The organism is Bacillus cereus group sp. N24, from assembly GCF_016483345.1.
GTDB lineage: Bacteria > Bacillota > Bacilli > Bacillales > Bacillaceae_G > Bacillus_A > Bacillus_A toyonensis.
The window spans coordinates 39,376-53,715 of the sequence record NZ_JAEHCA010000029.1 but is presented as its reverse complement, the minus strand read 5'-3'; the positions used below and the strand labels follow the sequence as shown (position 1 = coordinate 53,715).

The following is a 14,340-nucleotide window of genomic DNA, read 5'->3' as shown; positions in this document are numbered from 1 at the left end:
AATAGGAAACTATAGCCTAGTGGAAATAGAAGCGCCTAAAGGTTATGAATTATTGAAAGATAAAGTAGCTGTAAAAGTAGAAAAAGATAAAGTAATAGAAATGAAAATAGGAAATAAAAAATTGCCAGATCCAATAGGGAAAATAAAGCTGGTGAAAGTAGACACAAATGATAAAAATAAAAAGCTAGCAGGAGCAAAGTTTTATATAGAAGATTCAAACGGAAAAGTAGTTGGGGAGTTAATAACAGATGAAAAAGGAGAAGCGATATCTAAAGATTTACCAATAGGAAACTATAGCCTAGTGGAAATAGAAGCGCCTAAAGGTTATGAATTATTGAAAGATAAAGTAGCTGTAAAAGCAGAAAAAGATAAAGTAATAGAAATGAAAATAGGAAATAAGAAATTGCCAGATCCGGGTGGGAAAATTGAAATTGAGAAAGTTGATGACAAGGATATCAATTTAAAACTAAAAGGTGCTGTATTTCAAGTGTTAAATAAAGAAGGGAAAGAAGTTGCTAAATTAACAACAGATGAAAAAGGAAAGGTGATTTCCAGGCAATTAGTACTAGGAAAATATACGATTAAAGAAATAAAAGCACCAAATGGATATATGTTACTTAGAGATCTAATAGAGGTAGAAATTACAGAGGCAGTAAGGACACAAAAAATAACAGTAAAAAATGCGAAGAATAATTGGATGATTCCTAATACTGGTGGCAGCGGTACAACAATTTTTTATGTGGTTGGTATTTTGGTAATGTTTGGTGTGTTATATTTCTCTAAGAAAAATCATGTGTAAATAGTTATGAAAACAGTATATATAATGAACTGTTTTCATAAAGTTAGACAGATTTTGCATTAGACAATTTTAATGGCATGAATTCGGTATTGTACCGGGCTCATGCTACTGAATTTCCCCTTAATTCGTTTGTTGTGATAATAATCATTATATTTTTATGACGTTTAACAATTCATTTTTTCGCTAAAGTACCACATAACGGAATAATAGAAAAGTTACATTCGACTGAATGGTTTTATTTAATAAATCCAATTTGCTTCTTAGTTCATTCGGAAACAACTTTAAACTTTTCTTTCATATTAGAGGAGGGATATATGTTTCTTAATTTGTTGAAGCAGGAAAGGTTATAGTAAACATAGAATATATTAATAAATCAAAATGTTTACGGGGTGAAAATGATGGTAATAAAACAAGATGAAATTAAAGTAGTAGTTGGAGCTGGAGTGTTTAATAATAATCCAGGTTGGATTCAAACGCAAGAAGAAGAACTTAATTTACTAGACAATACCACTTGGGAAGAAAGATTTGAATACAATTCCATTTCAGCTATTTTAGCTGAGCATGTATGGGAACATCTTACGTTTGAAGAAGGTGTAAAAGCAGCTGAAATTTGTTATGAATTTTTAAAACCATCAGGTCATATTCGATGCGGCGTCCCTGATGCATTTTTTCCGGATGAAACATACCAAAATATAGTTCAAATAGGCGGACCTGGGCCGAAAGATCATCCTGCTGCAAGTCATAAAATAGTTCATAATTACAAAACATTAACGAAAATGTTTGAAACGGCTGGATTTGAGGTAGTTCTACTTGAGTATTGTGATGAAAATGGTCAATTTTATTACAACGACTGGGATGCGAATGACGGGGTTATTTTCCGTTCGAAAAGGTATGATTCTAGGAATCGAGGCGATAAACTTGGTTTTCCATCGTTAATTGTTGACGCAATTAAAAGATAAGTCATTCAAATAAAGTAGGTATTAGTTCATGAGTCGCAAATGCGGCTTTTTTATTTATAATAAATCAATTTTCAAAATGTCATCTACACATTAAATTAATATTTAGTTGCCATATAGATTTCTTTTATGTATAAATTCGTGTAAAATAAGAACATATATTCTGCGCGAGAGTGAGGGGAATAAATATGTTAGCTGAGATAGAGAAACAATCTAATGGGTATATTGTAAAATTTCAACGCCAATTTCCTTATACGATAGAGGAAGTTTGGTCTGTGTTAACTGAAAACAGTAAGCTTAAAAAATGGATGTCTAATTTGCAGATTGAAAACCTTAAAACAGGTGGAATGATAAAGTTCGATATGATGGATGGTTCATTTTTAAATATTGATATTTTAGAGTGTCAACTAAATGCAGTACTTGAATTCAAATGGGATAAAGATCGTGTCCGATTTGAAATACATAAAGCAGGAAATGGATCCCTATTACTTCTTAAAGAATTCATTCATGAATTAACAGATCATACACCGAAAGATATTGCTGGTTGGCATATTTGTTTAGAACTTTTTTCTTCCGTGTTAGAAGGAAAAGAGAAAGAATTTCCAAAAGCTGAGTGGCAACAATGGTTTGAAAAATACAAGGTTAAGATTCATGAACTGAAAGGATAATTACATAATAGGTAATATTCATTATGTAATTATTATATTATGAAAATGATTTTTTAAGAAAATAAGAATAGAGGTTAATATGAAAGTAAATCAATTAATTGCAAATAACATAAATAAATTAGATGCTATCATTCCGTTTAATAAATCACTTGGTATTGCTGGTTTATCTGGATCTGGAAAAACAACTCTTTGTCAAACAATTGGTGAAGAATCAAAGAAGCGTCTAGTTTCCTTATTGCCAAAGGCTGAATATCAATATTTATTTCCTAATATAATGGAGACTAATTTTAGTGCTATTAAGATGGAAGAAATGCCTTTAGTCCTTTTTCTAGGGAAATCATCGATTTCTTCCAATCCGCGCTCGACAATTGGTACTCATACAGGTGTTTTTAAAGAGATTCGTGAAAAACTTGCTGAAGAATTTAATCTATCTCCTGAGGTTTTTTCATTTAATAATCCGCTAGGTTGGTGTGCTGCTTGTAAAGGGCGTGGTACTACTAAAAATATTGAGTGTAAAAAATGTAAAGGAAAACGTTTTAGTGAAGAAGTTGAACAACATACTATTGAGTTATTTGCTACACCACATACAATTTCGGATATTAACGATTTAAGTGTTGAATCTATTCTTTCATTAGCAGAAGAATTAAATATTAGTGAAGCAAAACAACACATTTTACAAAATATTATTAATATGAACATTGGCTATTTAACATTAAATCGAATTATGGGTACGTTATCAGGTGGAGAATTAACACGACTTTACTTAGCTGAATTCATGGCAGTAAGTGAAAATGCAGTAATTATTATTGATGAGATTTCTGTGGGGCTTGATCACGTAACATTATTACAAATATTAGAAGAGATCAAAAAATTAGGGTGCAAAAATCAAATTTGGCTCATTGATCATTCAGATACAGTACTGGATACAACTGATGAGCAATTATTCTTTGGACCTGGTAGTGGAAAATATGGCGGGAAAATTGTGAAAGAATCACCAAGGCCAAAGCCATTACTATCAGAACGAAATAACGAAATGCCAACAGAATATTATACATTCCATGAATTATATTGTCGAAATATCCAAATGACTAAGTTTCAGATTCCTAAAAATAGACTTGTAACTGTTACAGGGGAATCAGGATGTGGAAAATCTACACTTGTTAATGAATGTATCGCTAAAGATTTTCAAAAGCGATATCCAAAAGACAAACTTGTTATGGTAGGACAAGATCGCAATCAGTCAATTACAAGTCGATCAACCGTTGCTACTTTCCTTGATATTAAAAAGAAACTGACAAAGTATAGTGAAGAAATTGATGATATTTTTGAACGTTCAATTGAGGATATTATTGATGACCTTCCAAATGAAGATATCGCATATAAGCGCTTGAGTTTACTAATCAAATTAGGACTCGGTTATTTAACATTAGAAAGAAAAACACAAACATTATCAACAGGTGAGTTTCAATGTGTTCATTTAGTGTCGGAGTTATTTGCCAACACAAGAAACCCACATACTTTATTTATTTTTGATGAGCCTTCAAAAGGTTTATCACAAAATATTTTAAATCAATTTATAGATAGTGTCAGAGGGATTTTACAAGATGAATCAGTCTCAATCATAATGATTGAACATAATAGTTACATGCTAGAAAGTTCGGATTACATTGTTGATTTTGGGAAAAGACAGCTTGAATCTGTAGAACATCTTGATGTTATTAGTCATAATGATTATTATCGTCAAAAGAGTAGTGTGAAAAAGGCTGCGCAAATACATATTTCTTCAACGCTAAAGCGTAAAGAAGGAATTCACTATGTAAAAGAAAATCATATTAACTATTTTAAAAATGCTGAAAACGTTTATAAGGGTGGTATTTTAAAAAGTTTATCATCAATGGCCCGATTAATTTATGGCGAATATGAATCTGATACAATTGCACCAATAATTGCTATTGATCTTGAAAGACATTTGTATAGTCAATATAGTTTCTTATATGAGATTGGTGGATTAATTAATCAAATTATAGCTTCCCATCCAACCAATAAAGATACGAGAAGTTTTGATTTTTATTCACAGGATAATCACTGTCCGTCTTGTTCAGGTCGCCTTAAGATTGAAATCTTTAATAAAGACATTACAATACAAGATAAAAATGTTCCATTTTGGGGTGGTTTATTCGATCCGGAAATCATGAAAGTATTGAAATTTTATCAATATGAAAAAATAGAATTTTTATTTGAAGAAATTAAAAATGAACTCGGTCATGATTTATCAAAGAGCTATAATGATATGTCAGAAGAGGAAAAACATACATTTTGGTACGGGTATTTTGAAAAATCATTTTATGATAAGAAAGGTAAGACACGTAGAACATGGGTAGGATTTAATACGATCATTGGTGGATATATTGTGATTTCTAAAGCAGCTATTAAAGAACAAATTAAGGAATCTAAAGAAATCGTGACATGTCCAATTTGTGAGGGGACGGTTTTAAATCATCATAAATCGCTTAAGTTTGGAAACTCAGATATTCGTGAAATAATTAATCAGCCTATGGATGAAGTGTTGAACACAGTTGGTAATTTACCGGCACTCGTTAAATTGAAGTCTATAATAGGTGGAGATATGAGATTGACGGAAGATGTTTCTTTATTGCCAAGAAAAATGCAAGTTGCACTGAAAATGTTCGAATTAGAACAAGCAAGTTTTTCAAATTATGAAATAGTGTTACTAAATGTTTTACCATTCTGGGACGAAATTAAAGGGAATATAGAATCCATTAGCGCCAATAATCAAGTAACTATTTGTGATTTTTCTAATGTTTATGAAACAAGAGAAACCATTATAGATCAGTATTTCACAAATGGAAAATATAAAAAACTAACATATGTTTACGAAGCATTTGGTTACAAAAAATTAGTTACACAAATTAATAAAATTAAAAAAAGCAACCCATGTCCATTCTGTAACGGAAAGAAAGTTATAACTGAAGATAACCTACATGATGGCGTGTTTAAATTAACAATTCCATGTGTCACTTGTAATGCAAGTGGTATTAATGATGAAGGGCTTAAAGAAATTGTTGATGGCATAGATGTGCAAACATGGTTAACTGGAACAGTTAGTGATGTTGTGGATGAAAGTTTATTAACGGAGGCCGTTGCACAAATACCGATTTTTAATCGTATTCGTGAGTTGGATAAACGAGATATGATGGCTGTTTATGAATGTTTAGAGATTAATAAGTAAAATTTTATTAGTTTATGTGTTATTAAAACCACTAACTCAATTAATATTTAGCGTGTATTCTTAATGGTAAATGTAATAGCACAGTATGATTATTACGAAATAACGAAAGAAGATCCAACTTCTTAATGTCAAAATTAAGAAGTTGGATTTTTTAGTATTTTTATGTCCCATATACAATATTTCTCACTATGGAAAGAAGTATAAGTGGAAGGGAGAATGAAAACTAAAAGGGATAAAAGGTTGATATATTATGTAATAATTATATTATAAAAATGAAAATTAGAGATAAATATAGGTCATGAGTGCTAATTTTGGTTGTTTATAAACCTTTTTGTTTTATTATCTGATTTTTTAAATTTAACAGAAATATATACTTGAATGAAGTATATATTTCTGTTAAATTTATCCTATGGACAGAACAAGTTTAATTAAAGGTCATTTAGAAATGTGTGTATTATCGATTTTATCGAGAAAGAAAAGTTATGGATATGAAATTATGAAAGAGCTTGAAGTACACAATTTAAAATTGAAAGGAGTAGGAAGTATTTATCCCATTTTAACTAAGTTGAAAAATCAAGAATGGGTTAATACATATCAAGAAGTAACAGCCAGTGGCAAAGTTAGAATTTATTATGAAATTAATGACAGCGGGAAAATACGACTTGAGAAGAAAATTAATGAGTGGCTAGAATTGCAATCTGATATTCAAACATTATTAATAAGCGGTTTGAAAGGAGACCTTTTGAAATGAGGAATGAATTAAAAGGTAAAGAACAGCAATTTTTAACTGACGTACTTAAAGAATTAAAGCAATACGATATAAGCATAGAAGAAAGGGAAAATATTAAACGACAATTATTAGAACATTTTCAAGAATGTCGTGAAGATGGTGAGGATAGTATAAATAATCTAGGAACTCCTCAATTATTTGTTCAAGATTTTTTGGAAATAAATGAAATTGATATACGAGTAAAAATGAAACAATTTCAAAATGTAAACGGAAAATCAAATGCATTACTATTAAGTGGTATATTCATCGCATTTATTACTTACCTCACCTCACAAACTACACTTTCAATATTTTTAACTGAATCATTTCATTCAACTCATAGTAAAAATTCATTTAATTATAATCTTTTATATCGTATAGCAGAGAATCAGTGGTGGAACTATGTATTAATAATGATTAGTTTTACGCTCTCTGTATTAGTATTTATTAGCCTAGTAATTTATAAAAAAAGAAAGCTATCTAAAGTATAATGAAGAAAATTATCTATAAAGTATTTCAAATTTGTATTCTTTGTAATGTATTAATATTATGTATCGTACATTCAAAAGTTTATGCTGGGCAAAATATTAAAGTTACTTTAGATAAGTACATTGAAAAATTTATAAAGGAGCAGAACATTCCAGGAGCTACTGTTGCAATTGTACATCATAAAGATGTATTCTTCGCAAAATCGTGGGGAATTACTGGAGAGTCTGAAAAAAAGGTAACTAGTAAAACGCCGTTTGCAATCGGTTCAATAAGTAAATCTTTAACAGCTTTAGCTATAGTAAAGTTAATAGAAGATAAAAAAATAAAATTAGAGGATTCAGTTCAACAACATCTCCCTTGGTTTAAACTAAAAAATACTCAATTAACCTCGAATATAACAATCCAACATCTACTAACTCATACGAGTGGAATAAATACATTTGAAGGTTTAGCATTATCAGATAAGCAATTAAAAAGTTCTACATCATTAAAAGAAAATGTAATGAAACTTTCAAATGTAAAATTAACGGCTCCACCAGGGGAAATATATCAATATAGTAATGCGAATTATATTGTTTTAGGTGCACTTATTGAGGAAGTAACAAATGAAACATATTCTTCATATATGGAAAAGCATGTTTTTCAGCCATTAAAAATGAATGGTGCAGCAGCAAATAAAGATAGTGCATATGAAAAAGGATATTTAACAGGCTATCAATCTTGGTTTGGAATACCAAGAAAAAGTGTAGTGTCCTATGATAATGCTGGGACACCATATGGTTATATTACCGCGAATTTGGAGGATATGATTCAATATATTATGTTTTTAAATCGTCAAGAGCACACTCAATTTTTAAAGAGAGAAAACATTGACCTTTATTTATCACCACTTTATAAAATAAATCCAGAAAAAAGTTATGGGTTTGGATTAAGAACAACGAATTTAAATGACAACGAAACGATGATTTGGCATTCAGGATCTACCCCCGATGCTCATGCTGAAATGTTTATTTTAAATAATAGCGGTTGGGGTGGTGTAATCTTAACGAATAAAAATCATGTATTAGAAGAGGGGGCACTAGTGGTATTGAAAAAGGGGATTATTAGTATTTTGAATGGTGAAGAACCTAATGAAGTTCCTAAAAATATCCCAATCACACAAATTGTTATGTCGTTAGTTATACTCATACTTTTCATTACATCAATTATGTTAAATAAAAAATATAAACATAAGAAAAATCGTAAAAAATCCAATTGGTTTTTCGTAGGGAGTCTATTTCTAATATTATCAATTATTTTAATCCCACTTCTTACTTATAGCACAAATTCACCGTGGCATACGATTGAAGTATTTTCAGCAGATGTAGCCTTACTAACTAGAATTATAATAATCTTATTTGCTGTAAACGGACTAATATCAATCTTAATTGCCTTAAGAAGGCAGAAAGAAGGTAATTAATTAAAGAATTATAATTCAAGTTGTTATAAACAGTTGACTCTCACACGATGTCATTGTTTAAAATAAAGTTGAGCTTCGAAGTAGACAGAATTTTTAGGAGGAAACCATGTTTAAAATTGGAGATTTTTCAAAATTATCTTCCATTAGTATACGTATGTTGAGACACTACGATAAAGTGGAGCTATTACAGCCAGTAAAAGTCGATGAGCAAAGTGGTTATCGATATTATTCAGCGGCTCAACTAAAGAAAGTAAATCAAATTCAAACGTTTAAAGATATGGGGTTTAATATCGCTACCATTAAAGAAATAATAGAATGCGATAATATGGATAGTATAAAGGAGCAATTTCTAAATCGTAGTACTCAAATTAAAGAAGACATGAATAACCTCCAAAAACAATTACGTCTCCTCGAAAACTCAATGAAAACGATGAGAGAGGATGTTGTTGAGATGAACTATCATGTTTCAATAAAAGAAATTCCAGAAAGAAATGTAGCTACTGTTAGAAAGGTTATTCCATCGTATAATTGTGAAGGCGATTTATGGAGTATATTAATGCAAGAAATTCATATGAAAAATATTAGTATGGCTCACCCGAGTTATAGTATCGCTGTCTTCCATGATCAAGAATACAAAGAAAATGATGTGGATATAGAAATACAGCTAAATATCTTAGGAAAGCATGAAAATACAAAAGATGTTCATTTTCAAAAAATAGAGCCAATCAAAGTAGCTTCTATAACACTAAGCGGAAGTTATGAACAAATGACAAACGTAAATGAAGCAGCCGCAAAATGGATTGAGACGGAAGGTTACGAATTAGCAGGCCCAATGTTTAATATTTATCATGTGAGCCCAGCGATGGAAACGGATCCTAATAAGTGGGTTACAGAGGTTTGTTATCCAATCAACAAATAAGCAAAAAAAGGCATATTTTATGCCTTTTTTATTTTATTGTACTCAAAAGTGTATAGAAAAATGGTGTGTCTGTTGGATTCATTCACTCTAAGTTTGAATGTGAGAATAAATGAGGTACTTAAAAATATTTTTCATCTAATTGAAATTGTGTTTTAAGTAAAGCCCTTAAGATAATATACAGGTGAATAAAATTAATTTAATGATATGTGTATCCTCCATCAGGAAATAATACACTACCCGTAGTAAACTCATTTTGCATTAAAAACAGGACAGTATGTGCAATTTCATCATTATGCCCAGGTCTTTTTACAAGAGAAAGAGACTTATAATCTTCATAAGCAGCTAGTCTTTTTTCGTTTTGTTCATTCTCTCTTTGTATCGTTCCAGGAGAAACAACATTAACTCTAATCGAAGCTAATTCAACAGCTAAAGCTTTTCCTAAACTTTCAATAGCACCATTACAAGCTCCATAAGCAGGAGCACCTTTAAGTGGCCTTTGGCTAAATGCACCAGACATTAACACGATAGATCCTGATTTTGAAAGAAAAGGAATGGCATATTTCACGGCATAATATTGAGGCCAAAACTTTCCGATAAAGCTACTTTCAGCAATTTCCTCTGTAGTGGTTATTGGTCCAAGTGTGTAAGAAGCCCCCGGTGTAAATAAATGATCAAATTTCCCGACATCTTTGAAAAAATTTTGTAATTGCTCTTTATTTTGATTATCCAATACATAAGTTTGAAGGTGATTGTTATTTATTAATTCTTGAGCAGCCTTTAGCTTTTCTTCCGAGCGTCCGGCAATAATAACATGTGCGCCTTGTTCAACTGCTTGTGTTGCTGTCGCTAATCCAATACCAGAACTTCCACCAATAATAACGATTTGTTTATCTTTTAATGTAGTAAAAGACATGATTAAGCCTCTCCCTTAATATAAAATTAAAAATAAATATGTGTTGCTTTTATTATTCGTTAAAAAATGGTTATTGAAAAGTAGGCACTTTACTTGTACTTAGTCGCAACTTTCGTACTAATGAAGTAGTGAACGGAGAAATAAACATGAAAAATGATTTATTATGATCTATGATGGGATGGGAGAGGTGAGAAGATGGATTTACAAGAACCTAAATTAAAAGGGGTAATAGCGACATTACAAATAATCGGTGGGAAATGGAAGCCATTGATTTTATTTATTTTGCTAACAGATGGAACGAAACGGTTTGGTGAATTAAAGAGATTAATACCCGATATATCTCAAGGAACATTAGCGAAGCAGCTTCGTGAATTAGAGCAAGATCAACTAATAAAACGTGAAATGTATCAAGAAATACCACCTAAAGTAGAATATAGTTTATCTGAGCATGGAAAAACGGTAAGCACGGTGTTGGATAGTATGTGTGGTTGGGGTAGAGGACATTTAGAATTCATCGATAAAAATAGACTATAAAATTATTATGTAAACTAAATGATTTTGCGGAAAGGTATTTTTTTGATAATTTATATTTTATTATATATAATTAAACCATGTTATTATACATAGAATCTTCGAATTGAGATGGGGTAGATGAAATCCTATATTATTCGAAGTAACTAGTTGTTCGGGGCTGAAAAAATGCATACTAGATATAAAAGAAGCTTTACGAGAATATAAACTATGAGTCTATATCGAGGATCGTCAGTATTAAACATTTCATGCATTTTACAAAGGGGAAATAATAAAATGAACGAATTAGAATACAAAAACTTTTATGAGAAAGTAGGAAGATTAAATGGGTGGGATTTCAGTAAGCTGAAATGTGAAACGGTAGGAGACACTTGGGACTTTTATGGCGAAGTGAAAGAAAGATGCAAACCATCAGACATGCTACTTGATGTAGGTACAGGTGGAGGAGAGAATGTACTTAACATAGCATCTTCAGCTAAATTGTTAATTGGAATAGATAATTCTAATGGCATGATTGAAACAGCACATTCCAACTTGAAAAAAGTAGGTGTACAAAATGTTGAGTTTCTCCAAATGGGTTCTGAAGCTTTAACGTTTCCGCATGCTTATTTTGATATTGCTTCTAGTTGTCATGCACCGTTTCTAGCATCTGAGTTAGCAAAAGTAATGAAAAAAGGTGCTTTTTTCTTAACACAACAAGTTTGTGAACATGATAAATTAAACCTTAAAGAAGCATTTGGCAGAGGACAATGCTTAGGTGAAAGAGATGGCACTTTAAAAGAAAAGTATATGAGTGAACTTATTAGTGCAGGATTTGAACTCGTGCAAGTACGTGAATATGATGTTACCGATTATTACAGTACACCTGAAGATCTCATTTTTTTATTAAAACATACGCCTATTATTCCTAATTTTGGAGAAGAGGAAGAGGATTTTACTATTTTACAAAAGTTCATCGACGCGAATAGTTCTGAAAAGGGGATTCGTACGAATTCAAAGAGGTTTATGATTATTGCTGTTAAATAATAATATACATTAGCGTAAAGGCAGATTTTCTTTTAAAGAAAATATGCTTTTTTGTATAGAAAAAAGCAGGGTAAACTTGAAAAAAGTAGAAATAATCATAATGTAAATTTGAAAATTAAAATATGGAGGATAACTGTTTTGAAACGTTACTATATTAACAATGAAAAATTAAACGTACATATTACTGAGTGGGGAGAAAATGATAAACCCGTTATTTTTTGTTTACATGGATTAGTAGTACAAGTTTAAGTTTTATAGAAATCGCAGAAAAACTAAAGGAAGAGTATAGACTTATATCCATTGATGCACCTGGGCATGGTAAAACACCGCCCTTTGAAAGAACAGAAGATTATGAGATGCAAAACTTAGCATATTGGTTAAATGAAATAATAAATGAACTGAAAATTGAACATTTTTATTTTCTATCACATTCGTGGGGAAGTTTTGTAGCTCTATTTTATTTGTTACATAATCCAGAAAAGGTATTAGGGAGTATTCTCATTGATGGAGGGTACCAAACGAAAAGGCTTCAAGAAGAAACGTTGGAAGAAGAAATTGCTTATTATGAAAAGGACTTTGAAGAGTATGTATTTAATAGTTGGGATGATTTCTTTAAAAGTGAAAAAGAAGTGTATACAAGATGGTCTCCATTATTAGAACTTGCAGTTAAGGATATTGGTATAGAAATAGATAATAAAGTATGTTGGCATGCGAGGGGTACAACAGCTGGTAATATCGTAAAGGGTATGCACAAGGATGAAATAATGGATATATATGAGGAGTTACCATCTAATATAATATTACTTCGTGCTACAGTACCAGAAATTTGGGATGAGTATAGAGGGAAGACAGCGAGTATTTTTAGTGAGAGAACAAAAGCGACAGTAAAACTAATCCCGAATTCTACCCATCTGTTACATTGGGATTATCCGGAGGTTATAGTAGAAGAAATAAGAAAACATTGGTAAAGTCCAATATAATTTAAAAAGGTTGATTCTTGTAATGTATTAGAATCAACCTTTTTGAAGTGGATGTAATAAAACGTATTGAGCAAGTTGTTTGCTTAAAGTGTTATTTTTTTGCCGGTGTATTTCCCATCGCGATAGAAATTCTATTCCAACTATTAATTTGATTAATAATCAAGACAAGGTCAATATATTGTTTTTCATCATAATGTTCACATACTCGTTTGTATAGGGAATCAGGAACTCTTTTAGTAGGAATAAGTGTAATATGCTCAGCTAATTCAATTGCGATTTTTTCCTCCGCTGTATAAAAAGTACATTCACCCCAAGTACTTAAGCAATAAATTCTTTGTTCAGTCTCTCCCATTTTTCGTGCATCAGATGTATGTAAATCTATGCAGTAAGCACAGCCATTGATTTGAGAAACTCTAATTTTAATAAGTTCTCTAGTCGTTCGATTAATCGTGGATTGTTTTGTGTACTTTTCCATGTCCATCATAATTTTCATAGCATCAGGTGCAGCATCATAGTAAGAAATTCTTTGCGTCACAACACAACACTCCTTTTAGCTTAAAATATTATTCATTATATCTTGAAGTGGTCGTTCATACTAATTATTTGTACTAAAACGCAAACTGCTTAAAGCTTAGATTGTATTAGCTGAAATGTTAACGCAACAGTTCTAATACAAAAGTAGTAGTTTGTTAATTAAAGTTTCAATCTCCAGATGGATTTTTCCTGTTAGTTTTTGAAATACAATACTAATAGAAATAATGAATTTGGAGGTTTATTATAATGATTACACACATTTCAGATATTAAACTACAAACTGTTTCTATAGAAGGAGTAAAACAAGTATACAGAGATATATTATCTTTTCCGATAAAAAAAGAAACAGCATCATTTATTCAATTTGAAGTAACGCCATACACAACAATTAGTTTTCAGGAAGTGTATGAACCAATTGCACCTGCGCATTTCGCTTTTGAGATTCCATATTCAAAATTTCAAGAAACAGCAAACTGGCTTGAAGGATCTGGTTTACTCATTGTGAAATGGAAAGATGGTCATACAATTGACAAGGAGAGCGGTCGATTCAATTTATACTTTAAAGACGGTGATGGAAATCTTCTTGAAATTATCGCACATAGTTATATTAATGAAGAGGTATTAGTTTCACATTCACCGTTAAACGTTTTATACGTAAGGGAAATTGGTCTTCCTGTTAAAAGTGTACCTGTATTTACGGAGTGGTTGAAATCAAATCTAAATATGAAAACGATGGAAGATGGGGACATTTTTAACTTTGTTATAGGTGGCACTGCATACATTGTTGCAACTTGGTGGCAGCGACCTTGGATTCCAATTGCGATGAAAGCTTTACCACCAAAAGTACACGTTTCTTTCGGAACACCAGATCAAGCATTTTTACAACGAATCCAAAATAATTTGAAGCAAAATAGTGTTCCATATGAATGTAAACATAATGATGTATTATTTATTGAGCAGGGATATACGTTTACTGTCTTGTATACACCAGAGTTCCGTTCTGATATTGCTAATAAATTAAACTTACCACTTTCTATATAGTTATAG

13 protein-coding genes and 1 pseudogene are annotated in these 14,340 nt (G+C 31.1%); 12 read left to right on the top strand and 2 right to left on the bottom strand.

What is annotated here, in order from left to right:
- The 8 genes from JDS95_RS26225 to JDS95_RS26190 form a co-directional block, all read left to right on the top strand.
- A partial coding sequence (locus JDS95_RS26225; RefSeq protein WP_199690873.1) for an MSCRAMM family protein occupies nucleotides 1-799 on the top strand: 799 nt, incomplete at its 5' end.
- Between the two features lie 395 nt (nucleotides 800-1,194).
- Complete coding sequence (locus tag JDS95_RS26220; RefSeq protein WP_098643492.1) at nucleotides 1,195-1,758, top strand: class I SAM-dependent methyltransferase; 564 nt, start codon at nucleotides 1,195-1,197, stop codon at nucleotides 1,756-1,758.
- Nucleotides 1,759-1,943: 185 nt separating this feature from the next.
- The gene (locus JDS95_RS26215) at nucleotides 1,944-2,423 is read left to right on the top strand and encodes an SRPBCC family protein (RefSeq protein ID WP_085450758.1); all 480 of its coding nucleotides are present in this window, start codon (nucleotides 1,944-1,946) and stop codon (nucleotides 2,421-2,423) included.
- Nucleotides 2,424-2,502: 79 nt separating this feature from the next.
- A complete protein-coding gene (locus tag JDS95_RS26210; RefSeq protein WP_085450757.1) occupies nucleotides 2,503-5,673 on the top strand; it encodes an ATP-binding cassette domain-containing protein in 3,171 nt (1,056 codons plus the stop codon).
- A 409-nt stretch (nucleotides 5,674-6,082) separates the two neighbouring features.
- On the top strand, nucleotides 6,083-6,424 hold the full coding sequence (locus JDS95_RS26205; RefSeq protein ID WP_000376293.1) for a PadR family transcriptional regulator: 342 nt from the start codon (nucleotides 6,083-6,085) through the stop codon (nucleotides 6,422-6,424).
- A complete protein-coding gene (locus tag JDS95_RS26200) occupies nucleotides 6,421-6,933 on the top strand; it encodes a DUF1700 domain-containing protein (protein WP_001243388.1) in 513 nt (170 codons plus the stop codon). The genes JDS95_RS26205 and JDS95_RS26200 overlap by 4 nt, the downstream gene beginning before the upstream one ends.
- Nucleotides 6,933-8,390, top strand: coding sequence for a serine hydrolase domain-containing protein (locus tag JDS95_RS26195; RefSeq protein ID WP_000721131.1), 1,458 nt, complete (start codon nucleotides 6,933-6,935; stop codon nucleotides 8,388-8,390). The genes JDS95_RS26200 and JDS95_RS26195 overlap by 1 nt, the downstream gene beginning before the upstream one ends.
- Nucleotides 8,391-8,496: 106 nt before the next feature.
- On the top strand, nucleotides 8,497-9,309 hold the full coding sequence (locus JDS95_RS26190; RefSeq protein ID WP_085450756.1) for a MerR family transcriptional regulator: 813 nt from the start codon (nucleotides 8,497-8,499) through the stop codon (nucleotides 9,307-9,309).
- Nucleotides 9,310-9,505: 196 nt separating this feature from the next.
- On the opposite strand, the gene JDS95_RS26185 is transcribed toward JDS95_RS26190, so the two are convergent.
- Nucleotides 9,506-10,222, bottom strand: a complete 717-nt coding sequence (locus tag JDS95_RS26185) for an SDR family oxidoreductase (protein WP_000011251.1) — start codon at nucleotides 10,220-10,222, stop codon at nucleotides 9,506-9,508.
- A gap of 195 nt (nucleotides 10,223-10,417) precedes the next feature.
- Here JDS95_RS26185 and JDS95_RS26180 point away from each other — a divergent pair, with 195 nt between their 5' ends.
- The 3 genes and pseudogenes from JDS95_RS26180 (at nucleotide 10,418) to JDS95_RS26170 (ending at nucleotide 12,747) form a co-directional block, all read left to right on the top strand.
- A complete protein-coding gene (locus JDS95_RS26180) occupies nucleotides 10,418-10,756 on the top strand; it encodes a winged helix-turn-helix transcriptional regulator (RefSeq protein WP_000365532.1) in 339 nt (112 codons plus the stop codon).
- A gap of 273 nt (nucleotides 10,757-11,029) precedes the next feature.
- Nucleotides 11,030-11,779, top strand: a complete 750-nt coding sequence (locus JDS95_RS26175) for a class I SAM-dependent methyltransferase (RefSeq protein ID WP_001003864.1) — start codon at nucleotides 11,030-11,032, stop codon at nucleotides 11,777-11,779.
- Between the two features lie 138 nt (nucleotides 11,780-11,917).
- A pseudogene (locus JDS95_RS26170) lies at nucleotides 11,918-12,747 on the top strand (alpha/beta fold hydrolase).
- A gap of 103 nt (nucleotides 12,748-12,850) precedes the next feature.
- On the opposite strand, the gene JDS95_RS26165 reads toward JDS95_RS26170, so the two are convergent.
- A complete protein-coding gene (locus JDS95_RS26165; protein ID WP_000194102.1) occupies nucleotides 12,851-13,294 on the bottom strand; it encodes a carboxymuconolactone decarboxylase family protein in 444 nt (147 codons plus the stop codon).
- A gap of 245 nt (nucleotides 13,295-13,539) precedes the next feature.
- Between JDS95_RS26165 and JDS95_RS26160 the strand changes: the two genes are divergently transcribed.
- A complete protein-coding gene (locus JDS95_RS26160) occupies nucleotides 13,540-14,334 on the top strand; it encodes a VOC family protein (RefSeq protein WP_085450755.1) in 795 nt (264 codons plus the stop codon).
- The last annotated feature ends 6 nt before the right edge of the window (nucleotides 14,335-14,340 follow it).

What these genes read in the sequence shown, in the direction of transcription:
- JDS95_RS26220 (WP_098643492.1), top strand. Translation starts at nt 1,195, where the DNA reads ATGATGGTAATAAAACAAGATGAAATTAAAGTAGTAGTTGGAGCTGGA.
- JDS95_RS26180 (WP_000365532.1), top strand. Translation starts at nt 10,418, where the DNA reads ATGGATTTACAAGAACCTAAATTAAAAGGGGTAATAGCGACATTACAA.
- JDS95_RS26210 (WP_085450757.1), top strand. Translation starts at nt 2,503, where the DNA reads ATGAAAGTAAATCAATTAATTGCAAATAACATAAATAAATTAGATGCT.
- JDS95_RS26190 (WP_085450756.1), top strand. Translation starts at nt 8,497, where the DNA reads ATGTTTAAAATTGGAGATTTTTCAAAATTATCTTCCATTAGTATACGT.
- JDS95_RS26215 (WP_085450758.1), top strand. Translation starts at nt 1,944, where the DNA reads ATGTTAGCTGAGATAGAGAAACAATCTAATGGGTATATTGTAAAATTT.
- JDS95_RS26185 (WP_000011251.1), bottom strand. Translation starts at nt 10,222, where the DNA reads ATGTCTTTTACTACATTAAAAGATAAACAAATCGTTATTATTGGTGGA.
- JDS95_RS26205 (WP_000376293.1), top strand. Translation starts at nt 6,083, where the DNA reads ATGGACAGAACAAGTTTAATTAAAGGTCATTTAGAAATGTGTGTATTA.
- JDS95_RS26195 (WP_000721131.1), top strand. Translation starts at nt 6,933, where the DNA reads ATGAAGAAAATTATCTATAAAGTATTTCAAATTTGTATTCTTTGTAAT.
- JDS95_RS26175 (WP_001003864.1), top strand. Translation starts at nt 11,030, where the DNA reads ATGAACGAATTAGAATACAAAAACTTTTATGAGAAAGTAGGAAGATTA.
- JDS95_RS26160 (WP_085450755.1), top strand. Translation starts at nt 13,540, where the DNA reads ATGATTACACACATTTCAGATATTAAACTACAAACTGTTTCTATAGAA.
- JDS95_RS26200 (WP_001243388.1), top strand. Translation starts at nt 6,421, where the DNA reads ATGAGGAATGAATTAAAAGGTAAAGAACAGCAATTTTTAACTGACGTA.